Source organism: Micromonospora costi (assembly GCF_003626655.1).
Lineage (GTDB): Bacteria > Actinomycetota > Actinomycetes > Mycobacteriales > Micromonosporaceae > Micromonospora > Micromonospora costi.
The window spans coordinates 2,240,861-2,254,340 of the sequence record NZ_RBAN01000001.1 but is presented as its reverse complement, the minus strand read 5'-3'; the positions used below and the strand labels follow the sequence as shown (position 1 = coordinate 2,254,340).

Genomic DNA, 13,480 nt, shown 5'->3' with positions numbered 1-13,480 from the left:
GCTCAAGAACAAAACGCCAGGTCAGCCCCGGGCCGGTGGACGGCGACGCGAAGTGGGATAGGAAGGAGCAGCACCTCCCCGCCACGCCTCGAGAGGACCACCACGTGCGCCCCCCGCTTCGGGCCGTTGCCACGCTGGCCGCGGTCGTCGCGCTGGTCACCGGATGCAGCTCCGGCGACGACTGGTCGCGGCCGCGCCCCACACCCACCCCCGTCGGCTCGCTCGGCCCCGGGTTCGTCGACCCCTCCGACCCGCCGAAGCCCGAGGGGACCGTCACGCCGCGGCCCGGTTCCTGGGACGGCGTCCACCCGCCGAAGGACTACCGGGTGGTGCTGCTCACCGCGGGCGACGACGCCCCCACGAAGGCGCTCGTGGCGGCGGTGAAGGACTGGGCCGAGGCCGAGGACGTCGACCTCAGGACGGTGGTCCCGAAGGACGCGCACGATTTCGTGGCCAGCATCGACGGGGCCATCAAGATGCATCCCGACCTGATCGTCACCGCGGGCAACGACCTCATCGACGCGCTCGCGATGGTCACGCCGAACCACCTGTCGCAGCACTTCCTCGTGGTGGGCGCGGAGCTGGCCGAGCCCACGTACAACGTGACGGCGGCCGACTGGTCCGGCGCGTCGTTCCGGGGCGAGGGCCTCGGCATGTCCTCGACGTACGACCCGGCCTCGTTCACGGCCGACCGCTGCGCGGCCGCCGTCCGGGCGGGCGTCGCGGCCGTGCTCACCGGCCTGACCGGCATCGTGATCTGGCTCGACCAGCACTAACTTCCGACGTGGCGGTGTCCCGCGCACGCGGACACCGCCACGTCCGCGCTCACTCGTTGCGGGCCGTCTCCGGGCCCGTGATCCGGCGCAGCAGCGGCAGCGTCGAGGCGATGATCCCCAGCGACACGGCCAGCCCACCGGCCACCATCAGGTAGAACGACGTCTCCGGCGCCCGCAGCGTGTAGTCCAGTTGCGCCCGCAGGAAGAGGTGCGCGGCCAGGAGGCCCATCCCGATCGCCACCGCCGCGACGAGCAGCAGGGGCGTCACGGTTTCCAGCGCGACCACCCGGCGCAGGGTACGCAGCCGTACGCCGGTGAGCCGGAGCATGCTGAACGGTCGTTTCCGGTCGCTCAACCCGCCGGCCACGCTCACCGCCAGGCTGCACCCGGCGATCGGCAGGCTGGCCAGCATGACCACGTTGGCGAGCTGCTGGAACTGCCTCATGAGCCGCGCGGAGCTCGACTCCCACTCGGCCGTGCTGACCGGGTAGCGGCCCGCCGGGAACGCGTCGATGAGCGTGGTCCGGGCCCGTTCGAACGCCGAGCGGCTGGTCGTGTCGACCACCACCGACAGGATCGGCTGCCGGTCGACCGCCGCCGGGTCGATGTCGGCGGCGTCCCAGACGTACGTGTCGTTGGTGAGGTCGAACGCGCGCATGCCGATGAGGTCGTCGGTCACGCTCGCGACCCGGGCCCCTGCGGGGCAGCTGCCGAACACGGCCAGGCGCTCCAGCTCGGCGCAGGTGACGACGCCCCGCCACCCGTCCGGATCGGGGTTGGTGTGCACCAGCGTCACGCTGCGGACTCCGGGAATCGCGGCCAGCTCGGCCGGGATCTGCTCCGCGGTGGGCGGGGGGCCGTCCTCGGGACGGAACGACTTCGACAGGGAGGTGGCGGCCACCGAGTCGGTGCGCGGCTCACCCCGGTTGGCGACGTACGTGGTGATCGTGCCGGTCGCCACGCTCGTCACGAACAGCGCCACGATCAACCCGCTCACCGACCGGAACCCGGCGCGCGGGTTGTCGGCCAGCCGGCGCGCCGCGATGAGCGTCGCCGGTCGGCCGGCCCGGCGGGCCAGCACCCTCGCGCTGACCATGGTGAGCCACGGCCCCGCCAGCACGAGCCCGACGAGGATCAGCAGGAACCCCGACAGGTACGCGGTGAGCTGCCCGTTGGTCGTGGCGGGACGCCGGCCGATGAAGTACGTCAGCTCGGCGAGCCCGGCGACCAGGGGGACGAGCCGCCAGGCGCGCGGCGGCTTCGGCGTGACCCGCCGGCTCACGCCCAGCGGCGAGATCTGCACCCGTCGCAGGGCCAGCCAGGACGCCACCACGGCGCCGAGCGGGGTGCCGAGCGCGACGAGCAGGACGTCGGCGACGGTGAGGGACAGGTCGGCGGTGAAGAAGGGTTCCCCGGTGAACGGGATCGCCGCGAGTGCCGGCCGGATCGCGAAGAACAGGCCGAACCCGGCGAGGGTGCCCGCCGCGGCGGCCATCGTGGACTCCACGGCCGAGATGACGGAGATCTGCCGCGGAGTGGCGCCGACGAGCCGCATGGCGGCGAAACGCTGCTCGCGGCGGGTCGCGGCCAGCCGGGTCGCGGTGCCGATGAAGATGAGCACGGGGAAGAGCAGCGCGGCCGCCACGACGGAGAGGACGAGCGCCATGCCGTCGCGGTTGATCCCCACGTAGCACCCGTTGCTGCACTGGCTCGGGGAGACCGTCATGATCCGCGTCACCTGCTGCGCGCCGAGCGGTTCCAGCTCGGCCGGGGTGCGGCCGATGACGATCAGCAGCGAATCGGGGGACGGCAGCCCGGCCCGACCGATCGTGCCCACCTCGTGGCCGGGGAAGCGGTCGCCGAGTTCCGCGGCCGGCGTGCTGCTCAGCAGCTCGCCGAGGGCGGGCGAGACGTAGAACTCGCCCGGACCGGGCAGGCGCGGGATGCCCGGCGGGACCGGCGCGTCCGGGCCGAGCGCCGCGACCTCGACCCGGCCGATGGACCGTCCCTGGTGGAAGTCCTCCCGGATCAGCCACCACATCGGATCGGCCGACGCGTCGGGAGAGGACGCCTCGACCGCCGTGTTGAGCCACGCGTAGCGCCCGTTCTGCGCGTCGACCGCGTTCATCCCGGCGAGCGTCGCGAGGAGCATACCCACGCCGAGCGCCACCGCCGTGGCGATGATGACGAGCCGGCCGGCCGCCTCCCGGCCACCGGCCAGGGACAGCCGCAGGGCGAAGCGGATCATGAGTGCACCAGCGCGTTCACCCGGCCGTCGCGCACGATGACCTGGCGATCGGCGTACGCGGCGACGCGGGCGTCGTGGGTGACCAGGACGACGGTCGTACCCTGGTCGCGGGCCGACGAGACCAGCAGCTCCATGACCTGCTCCCCGGTCAGCGAGTCCAGCGCGCCGGTCGGCTCGTCGGCGAACAGCGCCCCCGGCCGGGCGACCAGCCCCCGGGCCAGCGCCACCCGCTGCGCCTGCCCGCCGGACAGCTCACCGGACCGGCGCTGCTCCAGCCCGTCCAGGCCGAGCCGCGCGAACCACGGCCTCGCCTCCCTGAGCGCGGCAGCCCGCTTGACGCCGCCGAGCAGCAGCGGCAGCGCGACGTTCTCCTCGGCGGTCAGCTCCGGCACGAGCTGGCCGAACTGGAACACGAACCCGAACTGGTCCCGGCGCAGGGCGCTGCGCTGGCCCTCGCTCAGGGTGTCGATCCGGTGGCCGTCGAAGTGGATCTCACCGGCGTCCGGCACCAGGATCCCCGCGAGGCAGTGCAGCAACGTCGACTTGCCGGAGCCGCTCGGGCCCATGATGGCGACGATCTCGCCCGGGGCGACCGCCACGCTGGCGCCCCGCAGCGCCGGCGTCTCACCGAAGTTGAGGACGACGTCCCGTGCCTCGACCGCCTTCATCGCCGCGTCACCGCCTCCCGGAGGGCGTCCAACCGGGCGACCGTGGTGTCGATCCAGTGCAGGTCGGCCTCCAGGTGGAACAGGCCGTGGTCGGCGAGCAGCGTGTCGACCAGGTCACCGCCGCGCCGGATGTCGGTCAGCTCCTTCATCCGGCGCAGGTGCGCGGCGCGCTGCCGGTCGAGGTACTCCTCGGCCGGCCGGCCGAGCATGAGCGCCAGCACGACCTTCGTGAACAGCACCGTCTGGAGGTTCGGCTCGGCCTCGACCGGCTCGGTGAGCCACGAGTCGACCTCGGTGGCGCCGCGTTCGGTGATGACGTACCGCTTGCGCTCGGGCCCGACACCCGGCTCAACCTCGCCGACCACGATCTTCCCGTCGCGCACGAGGCGGCCGAGGGTCGCGTAGACCTGGCCGAACGGCAGCGGCTTGCCCCGGCTGAAGAAGGTGTCGTAGTCGCGCTTGAGGTCGTAACCGTGACTGGGCTCGCGGTCGAGCAGGCCGAGAAGGGCCATGGGAACACTCATGCCGAGACCATACCCCGAGGGTATACCTCGCGTATATACCTCGGGAGTAGGCGGCGATTTTCGATGTGGCGGGCGGTGACCTCAGGTGTGACCGGCATCACCGATCATATGTTCGAATACGAGTAACAGTCGTCGATCCCGCCGCGCTCAACAGAGCGGACAACGAAGATCAGCTGTTGTCCGCGCCGGGCCGCAGGGCCCGGCTCGTCCCTCCGACGGAAGGATCCAATGTCCTCCACCTCCGGACACCGCGTTCGTTGGCTCAGCGGGCTCGCGGGGAGCGCACTGGCCGTGACCACGGTGAGCCTGCTCGCCGCCACCCCCGCCAGCGCGGCCCCGCCCCGGGCCGACCTGGTGGTCGGCGCGAGCCTCGCCCCGACCGAGGTCCCCGACACCGGCGGCTCGTCCGCCGTCACCGTCGACCTCACGAACAGCGGCACCAGGGCCAGCCAGGACATCACCCTGGTGCTCTCCCTCTCCAGCGGCACCTGGTTCACCGACGGGTTCGTCATCCCGCCGAGCTGGAGCTGCACGTACGGCGACTCCGCGATCTGCACCCACGCGCCGCTCGCGGCCGGCGAGGCCGCCGAGCCGCTGCGCATCCCGTTCGGCGTGGGCGCCGGCACGGTCGGCGACGACGTGGTGGTGACCGCCGTGGTCAGCGGCGGCGCCGAGTCCTCCACCGCCAACAACACCGCCCAGGCGAGCCTGCGCTACATCCCCGGCACCGTGGACCTGCACTTCCTCAGCGAGTCACGCGAGGAGCAGCAGATCAACGGAGAGGTGACCGGCCTCAGCTCGTACGTCATCAACGACGGCACCTCGCCGTCGGGCGACCTGACCGTCACCGTGCCGCTGCCCGCCGGCACCGTCCGCTACAGCGAGACCACCGAGGGCTGGGCCTGCGACTTCGGTGACGACCTGGCCGCCGGCCAGCCGGGCTGGCGCTGCACCCACGCGCCCCTGCGTCCGGGCGAGAACAGCGCCGGCATCGACATCGCGGCGACCATCTCCGGCGCGGAGCCCGGCGACGTGATCGACCTGACCGCCACCCTGTCCACCACCACCCCCGAGACCAACCTGGACAACAACACCCTGCGCACCCGCGTCACCGTGCTCCAGCCGGCGACCGTGCGGGGCACCGTCTGGGTGGACAGCGACCGGGACGGCGTCCGCGACGCCGACGAGCCGGGCGCGCCCCCCGGCGAGCAGGGCATCTACCAGATCACGGTGGGCGGCCAGGGCTTCGGTGCCGTGGCCACCGTCAACGCCGACGGCACGTACACCGCGACGGTGCGGCCCGGCACCTACCAGACCGAGTTCTACATCCGTGACCCGTACAGCTTCATCAGCTCGCCCGACTCCGACGTCGTCTACTACCTGAACCAGACCGGCGGCTACAACAAGTACGGCCGCAGCGACTACTTCACCCTGGCCGGCGGCGAGGAGGCCGTCGTCGACGCGGGCGTGATCCGCTACTGACGTACTGCTGGAGCCCGGTGCCTCGGCCATCAGGCCGGGGCGCCGGGCTCCCGGCTGTCCGGCCCGCCGTCGTCCGCATGGTCACGCGCGCCTGACCTGGACCCCACCCCAGATGCCGTACGCGCGGACGCGGACGACCGGGTCCGACGGCGACGGCCTGCCCGGCTCGACCCGGCGCCCACCGAACAGGTGGAAGCCCTCGATCCGCACGTTGGTCTCGGCGGGTACCCGGAGCTTCACGCCGCCGGCGAGCGAGACCTTCGTCAGGGTCGTCACGGGCGCGAGGTCCGCGCCGGTGAGGTCGACGTCGGCGCCACCGATGGGGGTGACGACCACGGTGTTGGCGGCCGCGGCGCCGCGCTGCCGGTGGCCGCCGATGAGGGAGATCTGCCAGCTGGTCCGCTCGAGGGAGTTCGCGTTCGTCATGCTCTTGACGCTAGGTGCGCCGAGGTCCGGCCATAAGTGTCGTCAGTCGTGAATGGACCCGTGACAGTTGTCATGCCTGCGCCCGGTCCGCGCCGGGCCACCATCGGCTTGGTACCACACCCGTTGATCTCGACCTCACTGCTCGGACCGGAACGCGCGGCGTCGACAATGGTCCGATGACCACCCTGCGGACCGACCGGTTGTTACTACGCGGCTGGCGAGACGACGACCTCGACGCCCTCGCGGCCATCAACGCCGACCCGGAGGTCATGCGCTTCATCCTGGATGGCTCGGTGCGCGACCGTCGGCAGAGCGCCGAAGGCTTGCAGAAGATGAGGCGCCACTGGGAAGAGCGGGGATATGGCCTGTTCGCCGTCGAGGTTCGCGAGACCGGTGCGGTGATCGGCTGGGCTGGGCTCGCGGTACCCGAGTTCCTGCCGGAGGTGATGCCCGCTGTGGAGATCGGCTGGCGGTTGGATCGAGGATCCTGGGGGCATGGCTACGCCACGGAGGCGGCCAGTGCTGCCCTGCGGTTCGGCTTCGTCGACCGAGGCCTGGACCGCATCATCAGCATTCGCCACGTCGAGAACATCAGATCGGCGCGGGTCATGGAGAAGCTGGGACTCTCGTACGAGTTCACCACCGTCGTACCGGAGCACAACCAACCCGTCGCCATCCACGCGATCAGCCGCAGCGACTACCAGGCCCGCCTCGGTGGCTGACCTCCCGGGCCTCACCTCGGCCGCTGGGTGGCCGGCCGACTCCCGGCTGTCCGCGCCGCCGGCCGCCGTTGGCCTGGACGGGACGCCGTGCCATCGCGTGATCCTCGTCCTCCGTGTCGAACTCCTACCGGAGCCGACCGCCAGGGTGGCGGGGAGTGTTTCGTCCTGGACTGGATCAGCCGCCGCTGACCAGGCTCCGGCACAGTCGGCCGCTAGACTCCGCGCGTGCAGCATTGCCGAATTTCCTTCGTGAAACGCACAGCGGTCGGGGCGTTACTGCTGGTCTTGGGCGCGGCCGGCTGTGACTCCAAGGCGGAATCGTCCGCCGATGCCAGGTGGTCGGGCCCTGACACCGCCGCTACCGCGACCGCCTCCCACGCCGCTTCCTCCCCAAGTACCCGTGACGCCGACCCTTCCGCATCGTCCTCCCCCACGGTGGACGGGTCACGGGAGGCCGAAGCGCCGCAGAAGCCCACAACGACACAGAAGCCCAAAGCGCCACAGGAGACGGGGGCGCCGAGCGGGGGCGGCACCAAGTACGCGGCGTGTGCCGATGGTGACTGCAAAGTGTCCTTTTCCGGTTCGGTCGAATTCCCGCTCGCCGGGTGGACGGTGTCGTCCTCCGTGGAGGATGGCGGTGTGAGGGTGCGACTGACCCGCGCCAATGGCTTGGGCGGCGGTGGCGGCTTCATGGCAGGGCCCGGATGCAGTGTGGCGGTACACGCCGACGGCGGCGGGCGAGTCGGATGCGACCAACCCGGAGCCGAGCCCGACCCGGGAGGGTGGGTCGTACACCTGCTGGAACTGGACGGGCGCACCGCGGTCATCCGAGCGATCCTGGGCTGACTGTGAGGATCGCTGTCGCAGCCTGATCGTGCCGGGCTGTGGTCTGGTGGCCGTGCGTGTGACCCTTGGTCTGACTGGCTTCGTGCCTTTGAGCCGACTTGTCCACGCGCGGTCACCCGCCCCGGCCGGGTCTGCTGCATGGATAGATGACGCCTGATGTGGACTCAATGTGGCAGAATCCGAACCGCATTTCCGCAGCTCAGGGGCCGATCGTGACGCTATCAGCCGTACGCCGACGCATGCCCTGGCCCGCTTACCGCTGGTCACCGGCCACAGCGCCGCGAGATTGATCCATCGCTCTGGGTCTTGGCCGGTGCCGGATGCGCCGGGCGCTGCTCGTCTGGGCCCGCAACGTCCTGTACCTGACCGTCCAGATCGTCAAACGCACCGAGCCGGGCTTCGTCGTACTGCCGCGCTGGTGGGCGGTAGGGAGAACGTTCGCCTGGATCAGCAGCATCGCCGCTGCGCACGCGACTATGAGACCACGCCCGGCCGCCACAAGACCATGATCCACATTGCCATGATCATGGCAATGTCACGCCAACTCACCCGAACCGGCAACTGGTGACCGACGTTCCCGGACGTTCGCTCAAATCAGCCGTCGTCTCTAAGGGCCTGGGATGTGGTTCTCCCGATCGCGGCCATCTGCCGGTTGTCCGCCGAATGCGCCAGGAATATTAGGGCGAAGGCGGCTGCCCAGGCTCGTGCGCGAAGAACGAGTTCGCCGTCGACGTGCGTCGCGGTCGAGGCGTAGGCGGACCAGAAGCGTTCGCGAACGTGGCTGGGCAGGAGCATCCAGACCACCGCCAGGTCCGTCGCAGGATCGCCAGAGGTGATGTCGCCGAAGTCGATGACGGCCCGGACCCGCCCGTCATGCACGAGGAGGTTGGCTGGGTGAAGATCCCCGTGCAGCCACGCGGGCGGGCCCGCCCACCTGCGTGCTGAACGTCCGGCCTCCAGCGCCTCGAGCAGGTGCGTGACGTCCTCGACGCGTGCCACCGCGGACGCGTTGCGGCTGTCGACGTGTTCACGGTCAGCCAACGGCACGCCACGAAATGTGTTCCGAGGCGCGTTCGGCGGCGCGGGCTGATGCAGCGCACCCAGGAACCTTCCGAGTGCACCTGCGACGGCGGCATGGGCGACGTCGGCATCCTTACCCGTGTCGGACACCGCAGGAACGCCGGGGAAGTACGGTGTCAGGCTCCAGGGAAAGGGGTAGGTGCTCGAAGGCGCCCCCGTTCGGATCGGGACAGGAACCGGCAGCGGAAGGTGCGGGGCCAGCACTGGCAGCCATACCTGCTCGGCCACCACCAGTTGAGCCGAAGCCTCGCGACGCGGCAGCCGCGCCAACAGGTCATCGCCGACTCTGGCCATCACGTTGTCCCAGCCATGCGCGAGGAGCCTGACCGGTTGCCCGGCGAGGTCGGGATGCTGCTCGCACAGCAGATTCGCGATATCAGCGGCGGAGAGGGTGACTTCCGATGCGGGCATCTGCGACACGGACAGAAGACTGCCACAAAGAAACGTCCGCTCACGGCGCGGATATGGCGCGGGACCAGTTCAGTCAGGGCGCCAGCAGCCCACCGAGCGTACGGCCGGCGTCGGCGCAGCGCCAGAAACAAATCCCGGGACGCCGCTTCGGGACCGCTTGCACGAGCCGGGCCCAACCCGGAGGCGTAGCAGCCGTCAGCGCACGACGACGGGCGCGCCACTCGGACGTCCACGTTCCCCCAGGTCACGGCGCGATTGCCAAGGCGGTTCGCGTATGCCCGTCCGGTTTCGCGTTCTCCCAGTTCACGTGCCATGGGTGGGCCGCCAGGGACTCGAACCCTGAACCTATGGATTAAAAGTCCACAGCTCTGCCATTGAGCTAGCGGCCCGCGCGCTCAGGTTACCGGACCGCCTCCCAAGCCGCCTCGACGTGGACCCGGGGGTGTCCGTACCGGCAGCGCCGTACCCGCCCGCCGCCAGGCATGACACCGACCGGCCGGGGGAACTGACCGGACATGCGGTTGACCAGCACGCCGGCCGTGGCGGCGTCGAGCGAGGAGATCGGCCCGGACGGGGCACGGGCGCCGGGCGGTGAGGTGCACGCCTGGCTGCCGGGGCAGAACCAGACCGTCTGCGGGCTGCCGCTGAGCCGTACGCGACTGCGCCGCTTTCCGCACGTCCGGTTCGACTTCTCCTCGACGGATGTGCTCACCGCGGCGGACGCGGTCGGCCGGATCTGCCCGCGCTGCCTGGCCGCCACGGAGGGCCGCCGCCGGGACGAGAAGCATCGCTGGGTGCGCCACGCCCCGCGTCCCTGACGGCAACCCACCAATGGGGCACGTATAGGGGCGGTCTGGGCGGGTACGGGGCGGACATGCGGATCGTGGTGGTCGGTGCGAGCGGCAACGCCGGAACGGCCCTGCTGCGTCGGCTGCGCCGGGAGCGGGGAGTCGAGCTGGCGGGGGTGGCCCGCCGGCTGCCCGGCGCGGACGCCGGTGAGCCGTACGACCAGGTGGAGTGGCACTCCTGCGACGTCGGGCTGCCCGGCGCGGCCGACCAACTCGCCGAGGTGTTCGCCGGCGCCGCCGCGGTGGTGCACCTGGCCTGGCAGATCCAGCCCAGCCACGACCAGCGGGTGCTGCACCGGACCAACGTCGGGGGCAGCCACGCGGTCATCGACGCGGTGGTCCGGGCCAGGGTGCCGGCCCTGGTGTACGCGTCGTCGGTCGGCGTGTACGCGCCCGGCCCGAAGGATCATCCGGTGAGCGAGCGCTGGCCGGCGACCGGGGTGGCCGCGTCGTCGTACAGCCGGGACAAGGCCGAGGTGGAGGCCCTGCTCGACCGGGCCGAGCGGGAGCATCCGGAGCTGCGGGTGGTGCGGATGCGGCCCGGCCTCAACTTCCAGCGCGACGCCGCCACGGAGATCAGCCGCTACTTCCTGGGGCCGCTGGCGCCGGTGCGGCTGCTCCGGTACGGCCGGATCCCGCTGGTGCCCACCAACCGCCGGCTGCGGATGCAGGCGGTGCACACGAACGACGTCGCCGAGGCGTACGCCCGGGCGGTCCTGGGTGACGCGCGCGGCGCCTTCAACCTGGCCGCGGACCCGGTGCTGACCCCGGAGCTGGTTGCCCGCCACTTCCACGGCTGGACGGTGCCCGTCGCGGCACCGCTGCTGCGTGTCGCGGCGGCGCTGAGCTGGCGCGCCCGGTTGCAGCCGGTCGACGGGGGCTGGGTCGAGCTGGCGTTGAACGTGCCGCTGATGTCGAGCGAGCGGGCCGAGAGCGAGCTGGGCTGGCAGCCGCGCGTCGACGCCCTCAGTGCCCTGAAGGAACTGTTCGCCGGCATGGCCGAACGTGCCCACACGGCGAGCCCGCCGATGTCCGGCGCGCCCGACCTGCCGGGCCGCCCCGGCGCCCTCCTCCGCGGCACTCCGGCGGGCCACACCAACCCCTACTGAGCACCCGACCCGGGCCGGGCGCCGGTGATCATGAAGTTGTTGCCGCGACACGCCGAAGCAGCGGGCAATAACTTCATGATCAACGCGTCCAACCCCGCCCGACCCCGCCCGACCCCGCCCGGCTCCACCGAACCCCAGCGAGGGCGCGCGGGCGGAGGCGGCCTCCGGTCAGCTCAGGCGGGAGCCGGGGGTGGACGGGTTGCGGGCGCCGAGGAAGAAGATCCCCGGGTAGCCGCGCGTCTCGAACTGGCCGCTGCGGTTGCGTCGCAGCGTGGAGTTCTCGATGGTCATGGTGCCGGTGCGGTCGTTGCTCACGAAGAAGATCGCGCCGCCGCCCTCGTTGGCCCGGTTGTTCTCGATCACCGTCCCGGCGATCCGCACCGTGAACCGGTTGCCGTCGCAGTAGATCGCGCCGCCGCTGCCGCCGCCGGGCGTGCCAGCCTTCGCCGGATTGGCGCCGTTGCCGATCGCCTCGTTGCCGGTGAACAGGCTGTTCAGCACGGTCCACGAGACGCCGATGCCGCTCAGCGCCCCGCCGTTGGCGCACGAACCCTTCTCGAAGGTGCTGTTCACGACGTACACCGGCTTGTTGTCGTACTGGCTCAGCACCCGCAGCGCCGCGCCGCCCAGGTCCGGCCCCGTCCGGTCGCAGCGGTTGCTGACGAACCGGCTGTTGACCACCTTGACCCGGCCACCCCGTACGAAGATCGCCCCACCGCCGCCACCCTCGGCCTGCTCGCCCGTCGAGTTGCCGTCGGCGAAGGTGATGTTCTGGACGGTGAGCTGCGGGTGGTCCTGGTTCTGGCAGTGCGAGGTGGTCCAGCCCTGTGCCTCGTCGCAGGTGTTCATGTAGAGGATCCGGCGCTTGCCCTGCCCGCTCAGGGTGACCTTGCCGCCGCCGTCGAGCACCACCTTCGGCCCGTTGGCGTTGCGCACCTTCGCGGTGGCCGTCATCCGGATCGTCACCGGGTCCGGCCCGCAGTCGAACGTGATGACGCCGCCGGCCGCGACGGCCTTCACCACGGCCGCCGACGTGCAGCTCGCCGGGGTGCCGGTGCCGACGGTCCGGGTCGGTCGGGAGGTGTCCACCGCCCGCGCCTCCGCCGGCACCGACGCGCGACCGGCCGGGTTGCCGGCCCGGAACGTGGTGGCCGGCCGCCGCGACGGCGACGGGCTCGCGCCCGGGCCGCCGAGCCCGGTCCGGGCCACCGGGGCCGCCGCCTGCTCGCCGGTCGGGAAACCGGCGGTGGCCGAGGGCGTGCCCGAGGGCGGCGGCGCGGCGCCGCGGTCACCCGAGCCGCAGGCCGGCAGGCCGGCCACTGCGACGCCGAGGGCGAGCAGGACGAGGACGGGCTTGGCGCGCACGCACCGATGCTAGGAGCGGACGGGGCATAACAGCGCCGCGCCGGGCTGGCTTAACCCGAAGCTAAGCCGACCGCGACCGGATCGATGCCGGCCGCGGGTTGCGCACCGCGCGGGGCCGGGCAGGATCGCGCAGCGCGCAGTGCCGAAAGCGGCCGCATACCGCGCGGTGCCGATCGCCGCTCAGTGGAGCGAGAGGGCGTACGCCGAGGAACCCGACCACCGTGATGAGCCCGACCAGCAGATGGGCGTTCTCGAACGCCTCGGGGACCATCGTGTCGGTGATCATCGCGAGGATCGCCCCGGCGGCGAGCGCGGTGATCGCGGCCAGCACGGCCGGCGGCGCGTCGCCGAGCGCTGCCCGACCGACCAGCGCGGACAGCCCGCTGAGCAGCGCGATCCCGGTCCACAGCAGGAAGACGAACCGCCCGCTGCGGCCCGCCCGCCGCATGCCCGCCGCGCTGGACAGGCCCTCCGGCACGTTGCTGAGGAACACCGCGGCCACCGTGACCACGCTGACCCCGTTGCCGGCCAGCAGGCTCGCGCCGATCACCACCGATTCCGGTACGCCGTCGAGCACCGCGCCGATCGCGATGGCCGAGCCCGAACCGGGAAGCTCCTTCTCGGACGGCTGCCGGTCGCCGGAGCGCTTTCGGTGCCGCGCGCCGCGCCGGGCCAGGGCCAGGTTGGCGAGGGTGTACGCGACGGCGCCGCCCGCCGCGCCGAGGGCGGTCGGCAGGATCCCGCCCCGCTCGTGCGCGTCGGCGATCAGTTCGAACGAGACGGCGGAGAGCAGTACGCCGGCGCCGAACGCCATGATCGACGCGATCATCCACCGGGGCACGCGGGCGTACCAGCCGCCCGCCGCCCCGAGCAGCAGGGCCGACCCGGCCAGCAGCCCCCAGCCCCCCGCCTGCAACCACTCCGGCACTCCGGGACCGTACCCGCCGGGTGGACGGCGGCAAACCGGAGATCGCC

Annotated in this window: 12 protein-coding genes and 1 tRNA gene; 5 read left to right on the top strand and 8 right to left on the bottom strand. The window is 71.9% G+C overall.

Features of this window, described 5'->3' with window-relative positions:
* The first annotated feature begins 104 nt into the window (after positions 1-104).
* A complete protein-coding gene (locus D7193_RS10285; RefSeq protein WP_120779035.1) occupies positions 105-776 on the top strand; it encodes a type 1 periplasmic-binding domain-containing protein in 672 nt (223 codons plus the stop codon).
* Between the two features lie 49 nt (positions 777-825).
* On the opposite strand, the gene D7193_RS10280 is transcribed toward D7193_RS10285, so the two are convergent.
* From D7193_RS10280 to D7193_RS10270, 3 genes are read right to left on the bottom strand one after another with little or no spacing between them, the layout of a single operon-like run.
* Positions 826-3,024 (bottom strand): FtsX-like permease family protein, encoded by a 2,199-nt coding sequence (locus D7193_RS10280; RefSeq protein WP_120779034.1) that lies wholly within the window; start codon positions 3,022-3,024, stop codon positions 826-828.
* Positions 3,021-3,692: an ABC transporter ATP-binding protein gene (locus D7193_RS10275; RefSeq protein WP_120779033.1), complete on the bottom strand. Its 672-nt coding sequence runs from the start codon at positions 3,690-3,692 to the stop codon at positions 3,021-3,023. Before D7193_RS10275 ends, D7193_RS10280 begins: the two co-directional genes overlap by 4 nt.
* Positions 3,689-4,216 (bottom strand): PadR family transcriptional regulator, encoded by a 528-nt coding sequence (locus D7193_RS10270; protein WP_120779032.1) that lies wholly within the window; start codon positions 4,214-4,216, stop codon positions 3,689-3,691. Before D7193_RS10270 ends, D7193_RS10275 begins: the two co-directional genes overlap by 4 nt.
* A 291-nt stretch (positions 4,217-4,507) precedes the next feature.
* Here D7193_RS10270 and D7193_RS10265 point away from each other — a divergent pair, with 291 nt between their 5' ends.
* Positions 4,508-5,698 (top strand): DUF11 domain-containing protein, encoded by a 1,191-nt coding sequence (locus tag D7193_RS10265; RefSeq protein WP_147434353.1) that lies wholly within the window; start codon positions 4,508-4,510, stop codon positions 5,696-5,698.
* An 81-nt stretch (positions 5,699-5,779) separates the two neighbouring features.
* Here D7193_RS10265 and D7193_RS10260 read toward each other — a convergent pair whose 3' ends face one another.
* On the bottom strand, positions 5,780-6,124 hold the full coding sequence (locus D7193_RS10260; RefSeq protein ID WP_120779030.1) for a hypothetical protein: 345 nt from the start codon (positions 6,122-6,124) through the stop codon (positions 5,780-5,782).
* A 176-nt stretch (positions 6,125-6,300) separates the two neighbouring features.
* Here D7193_RS10260 and D7193_RS10255 point away from each other — a divergent pair, with 176 nt between their 5' ends.
* A complete protein-coding gene (locus D7193_RS10255) occupies positions 6,301-6,846 on the top strand; it encodes a GNAT family N-acetyltransferase (RefSeq protein ID WP_120779029.1) in 546 nt (181 codons plus the stop codon).
* Positions 6,847-8,286: 1,440 nt separating this feature from the next.
* Here the strand turns inward: D7193_RS10255 and D7193_RS10250 are convergent.
* Together D7193_RS10250 and D7193_RS10245 are read right to left on the bottom strand one after the other, a co-directional pair.
* Positions 8,287-9,183, bottom strand: a complete 897-nt coding sequence (locus D7193_RS10250; RefSeq protein WP_174242606.1) for an aminoglycoside phosphotransferase family protein — start codon at positions 9,181-9,183, stop codon at positions 8,287-8,289.
* Between the two features lie 317 nt (positions 9,184-9,500).
* A tRNA-Lys gene (locus D7193_RS10245) sits at positions 9,501-9,572 on the bottom strand.
* Positions 9,573-9,698: 126 nt separating this feature from the next.
* Here D7193_RS10245 and D7193_RS10240 point away from each other — a divergent pair.
* Together D7193_RS10240 and D7193_RS10235 are read left to right on the top strand one after the other, a co-directional pair.
* Positions 9,699-10,001 carry a hypothetical protein gene (locus D7193_RS10240; protein ID WP_120779028.1) on the top strand — a complete coding sequence of 101 codons (303 nt, stop codon included), beginning with the start codon at positions 9,699-9,701 and terminating at the stop codon, positions 9,999-10,001.
* Between the two features lie 56 nt (positions 10,002-10,057).
* Positions 10,058-11,140, top strand: coding sequence for an NAD-dependent epimerase/dehydratase family protein (locus D7193_RS10235; RefSeq protein WP_120779027.1), 1,083 nt, complete (start codon positions 10,058-10,060; stop codon positions 11,138-11,140).
* A 168-nt stretch (positions 11,141-11,308) separates the two neighbouring features.
* Here the strand turns inward: D7193_RS10235 and D7193_RS10230 are convergent, their stop codons facing one another.
* Both D7193_RS10230 and D7193_RS10225 read right to left on the bottom strand, forming a co-directional pair.
* Positions 11,309-12,505 (bottom strand): hypothetical protein, encoded by a 1,197-nt coding sequence (locus tag D7193_RS10230; protein ID WP_120779026.1) that lies wholly within the window; start codon positions 12,503-12,505, stop codon positions 11,309-11,311.
* Positions 12,506-12,566: 61 nt separating this feature from the next.
* Positions 12,567-13,433: a ZIP family metal transporter gene (locus D7193_RS10225; RefSeq protein WP_241562871.1), complete on the bottom strand. Its 867-nt coding sequence runs from the start codon at positions 13,431-13,433 to the stop codon at positions 12,567-12,569.
* Between the last annotated feature and the right edge of the window lie 47 nt (positions 13,434-13,480).

Bases quoted from the DNA above. Each gene is read 5' to 3' on its own strand.
- D7193_RS10280 (WP_120779034.1), bottom strand. From the start codon at position 3,024: ATGATCCGCTTCGCCCTGCGGCTGTCCCTGGCCGGTGGCCGGGAGGCG.
- D7193_RS10275 (WP_120779033.1), bottom strand. From the start codon at position 3,692: ATGAAGGCGGTCGAGGCACGGGACGTCGTCCTCAACTTCGGTGAGACG.
- D7193_RS10270 (WP_120779032.1), bottom strand. From the start codon at position 4,216: ATGAGTGTTCCCATGGCCCTTCTCGGCCTGCTCGACCGCGAGCCCAGT.
- D7193_RS10260 (WP_120779030.1), bottom strand. From the start codon at position 6,124: ATGACGAACGCGAACTCCCTCGAGCGGACCAGCTGGCAGATCTCCCTC.
- D7193_RS10255 (WP_120779029.1), top strand. From the start codon at position 6,301: ATGACCACCCTGCGGACCGACCGGTTGTTACTACGCGGCTGGCGAGAC.
- D7193_RS10250 (WP_174242606.1), bottom strand. From the start codon at position 9,183: ATGCCCGCATCGGAAGTCACCCTCTCCGCCGCTGATATCGCGAATCTG.
- D7193_RS10240 (WP_120779028.1), top strand. From the start codon at position 9,699: ATGCGGTTGACCAGCACGCCGGCCGTGGCGGCGTCGAGCGAGGAGATC.
- D7193_RS10235 (WP_120779027.1), top strand. From the start codon at position 10,058: ATGCGGATCGTGGTGGTCGGTGCGAGCGGCAACGCCGGAACGGCCCTG.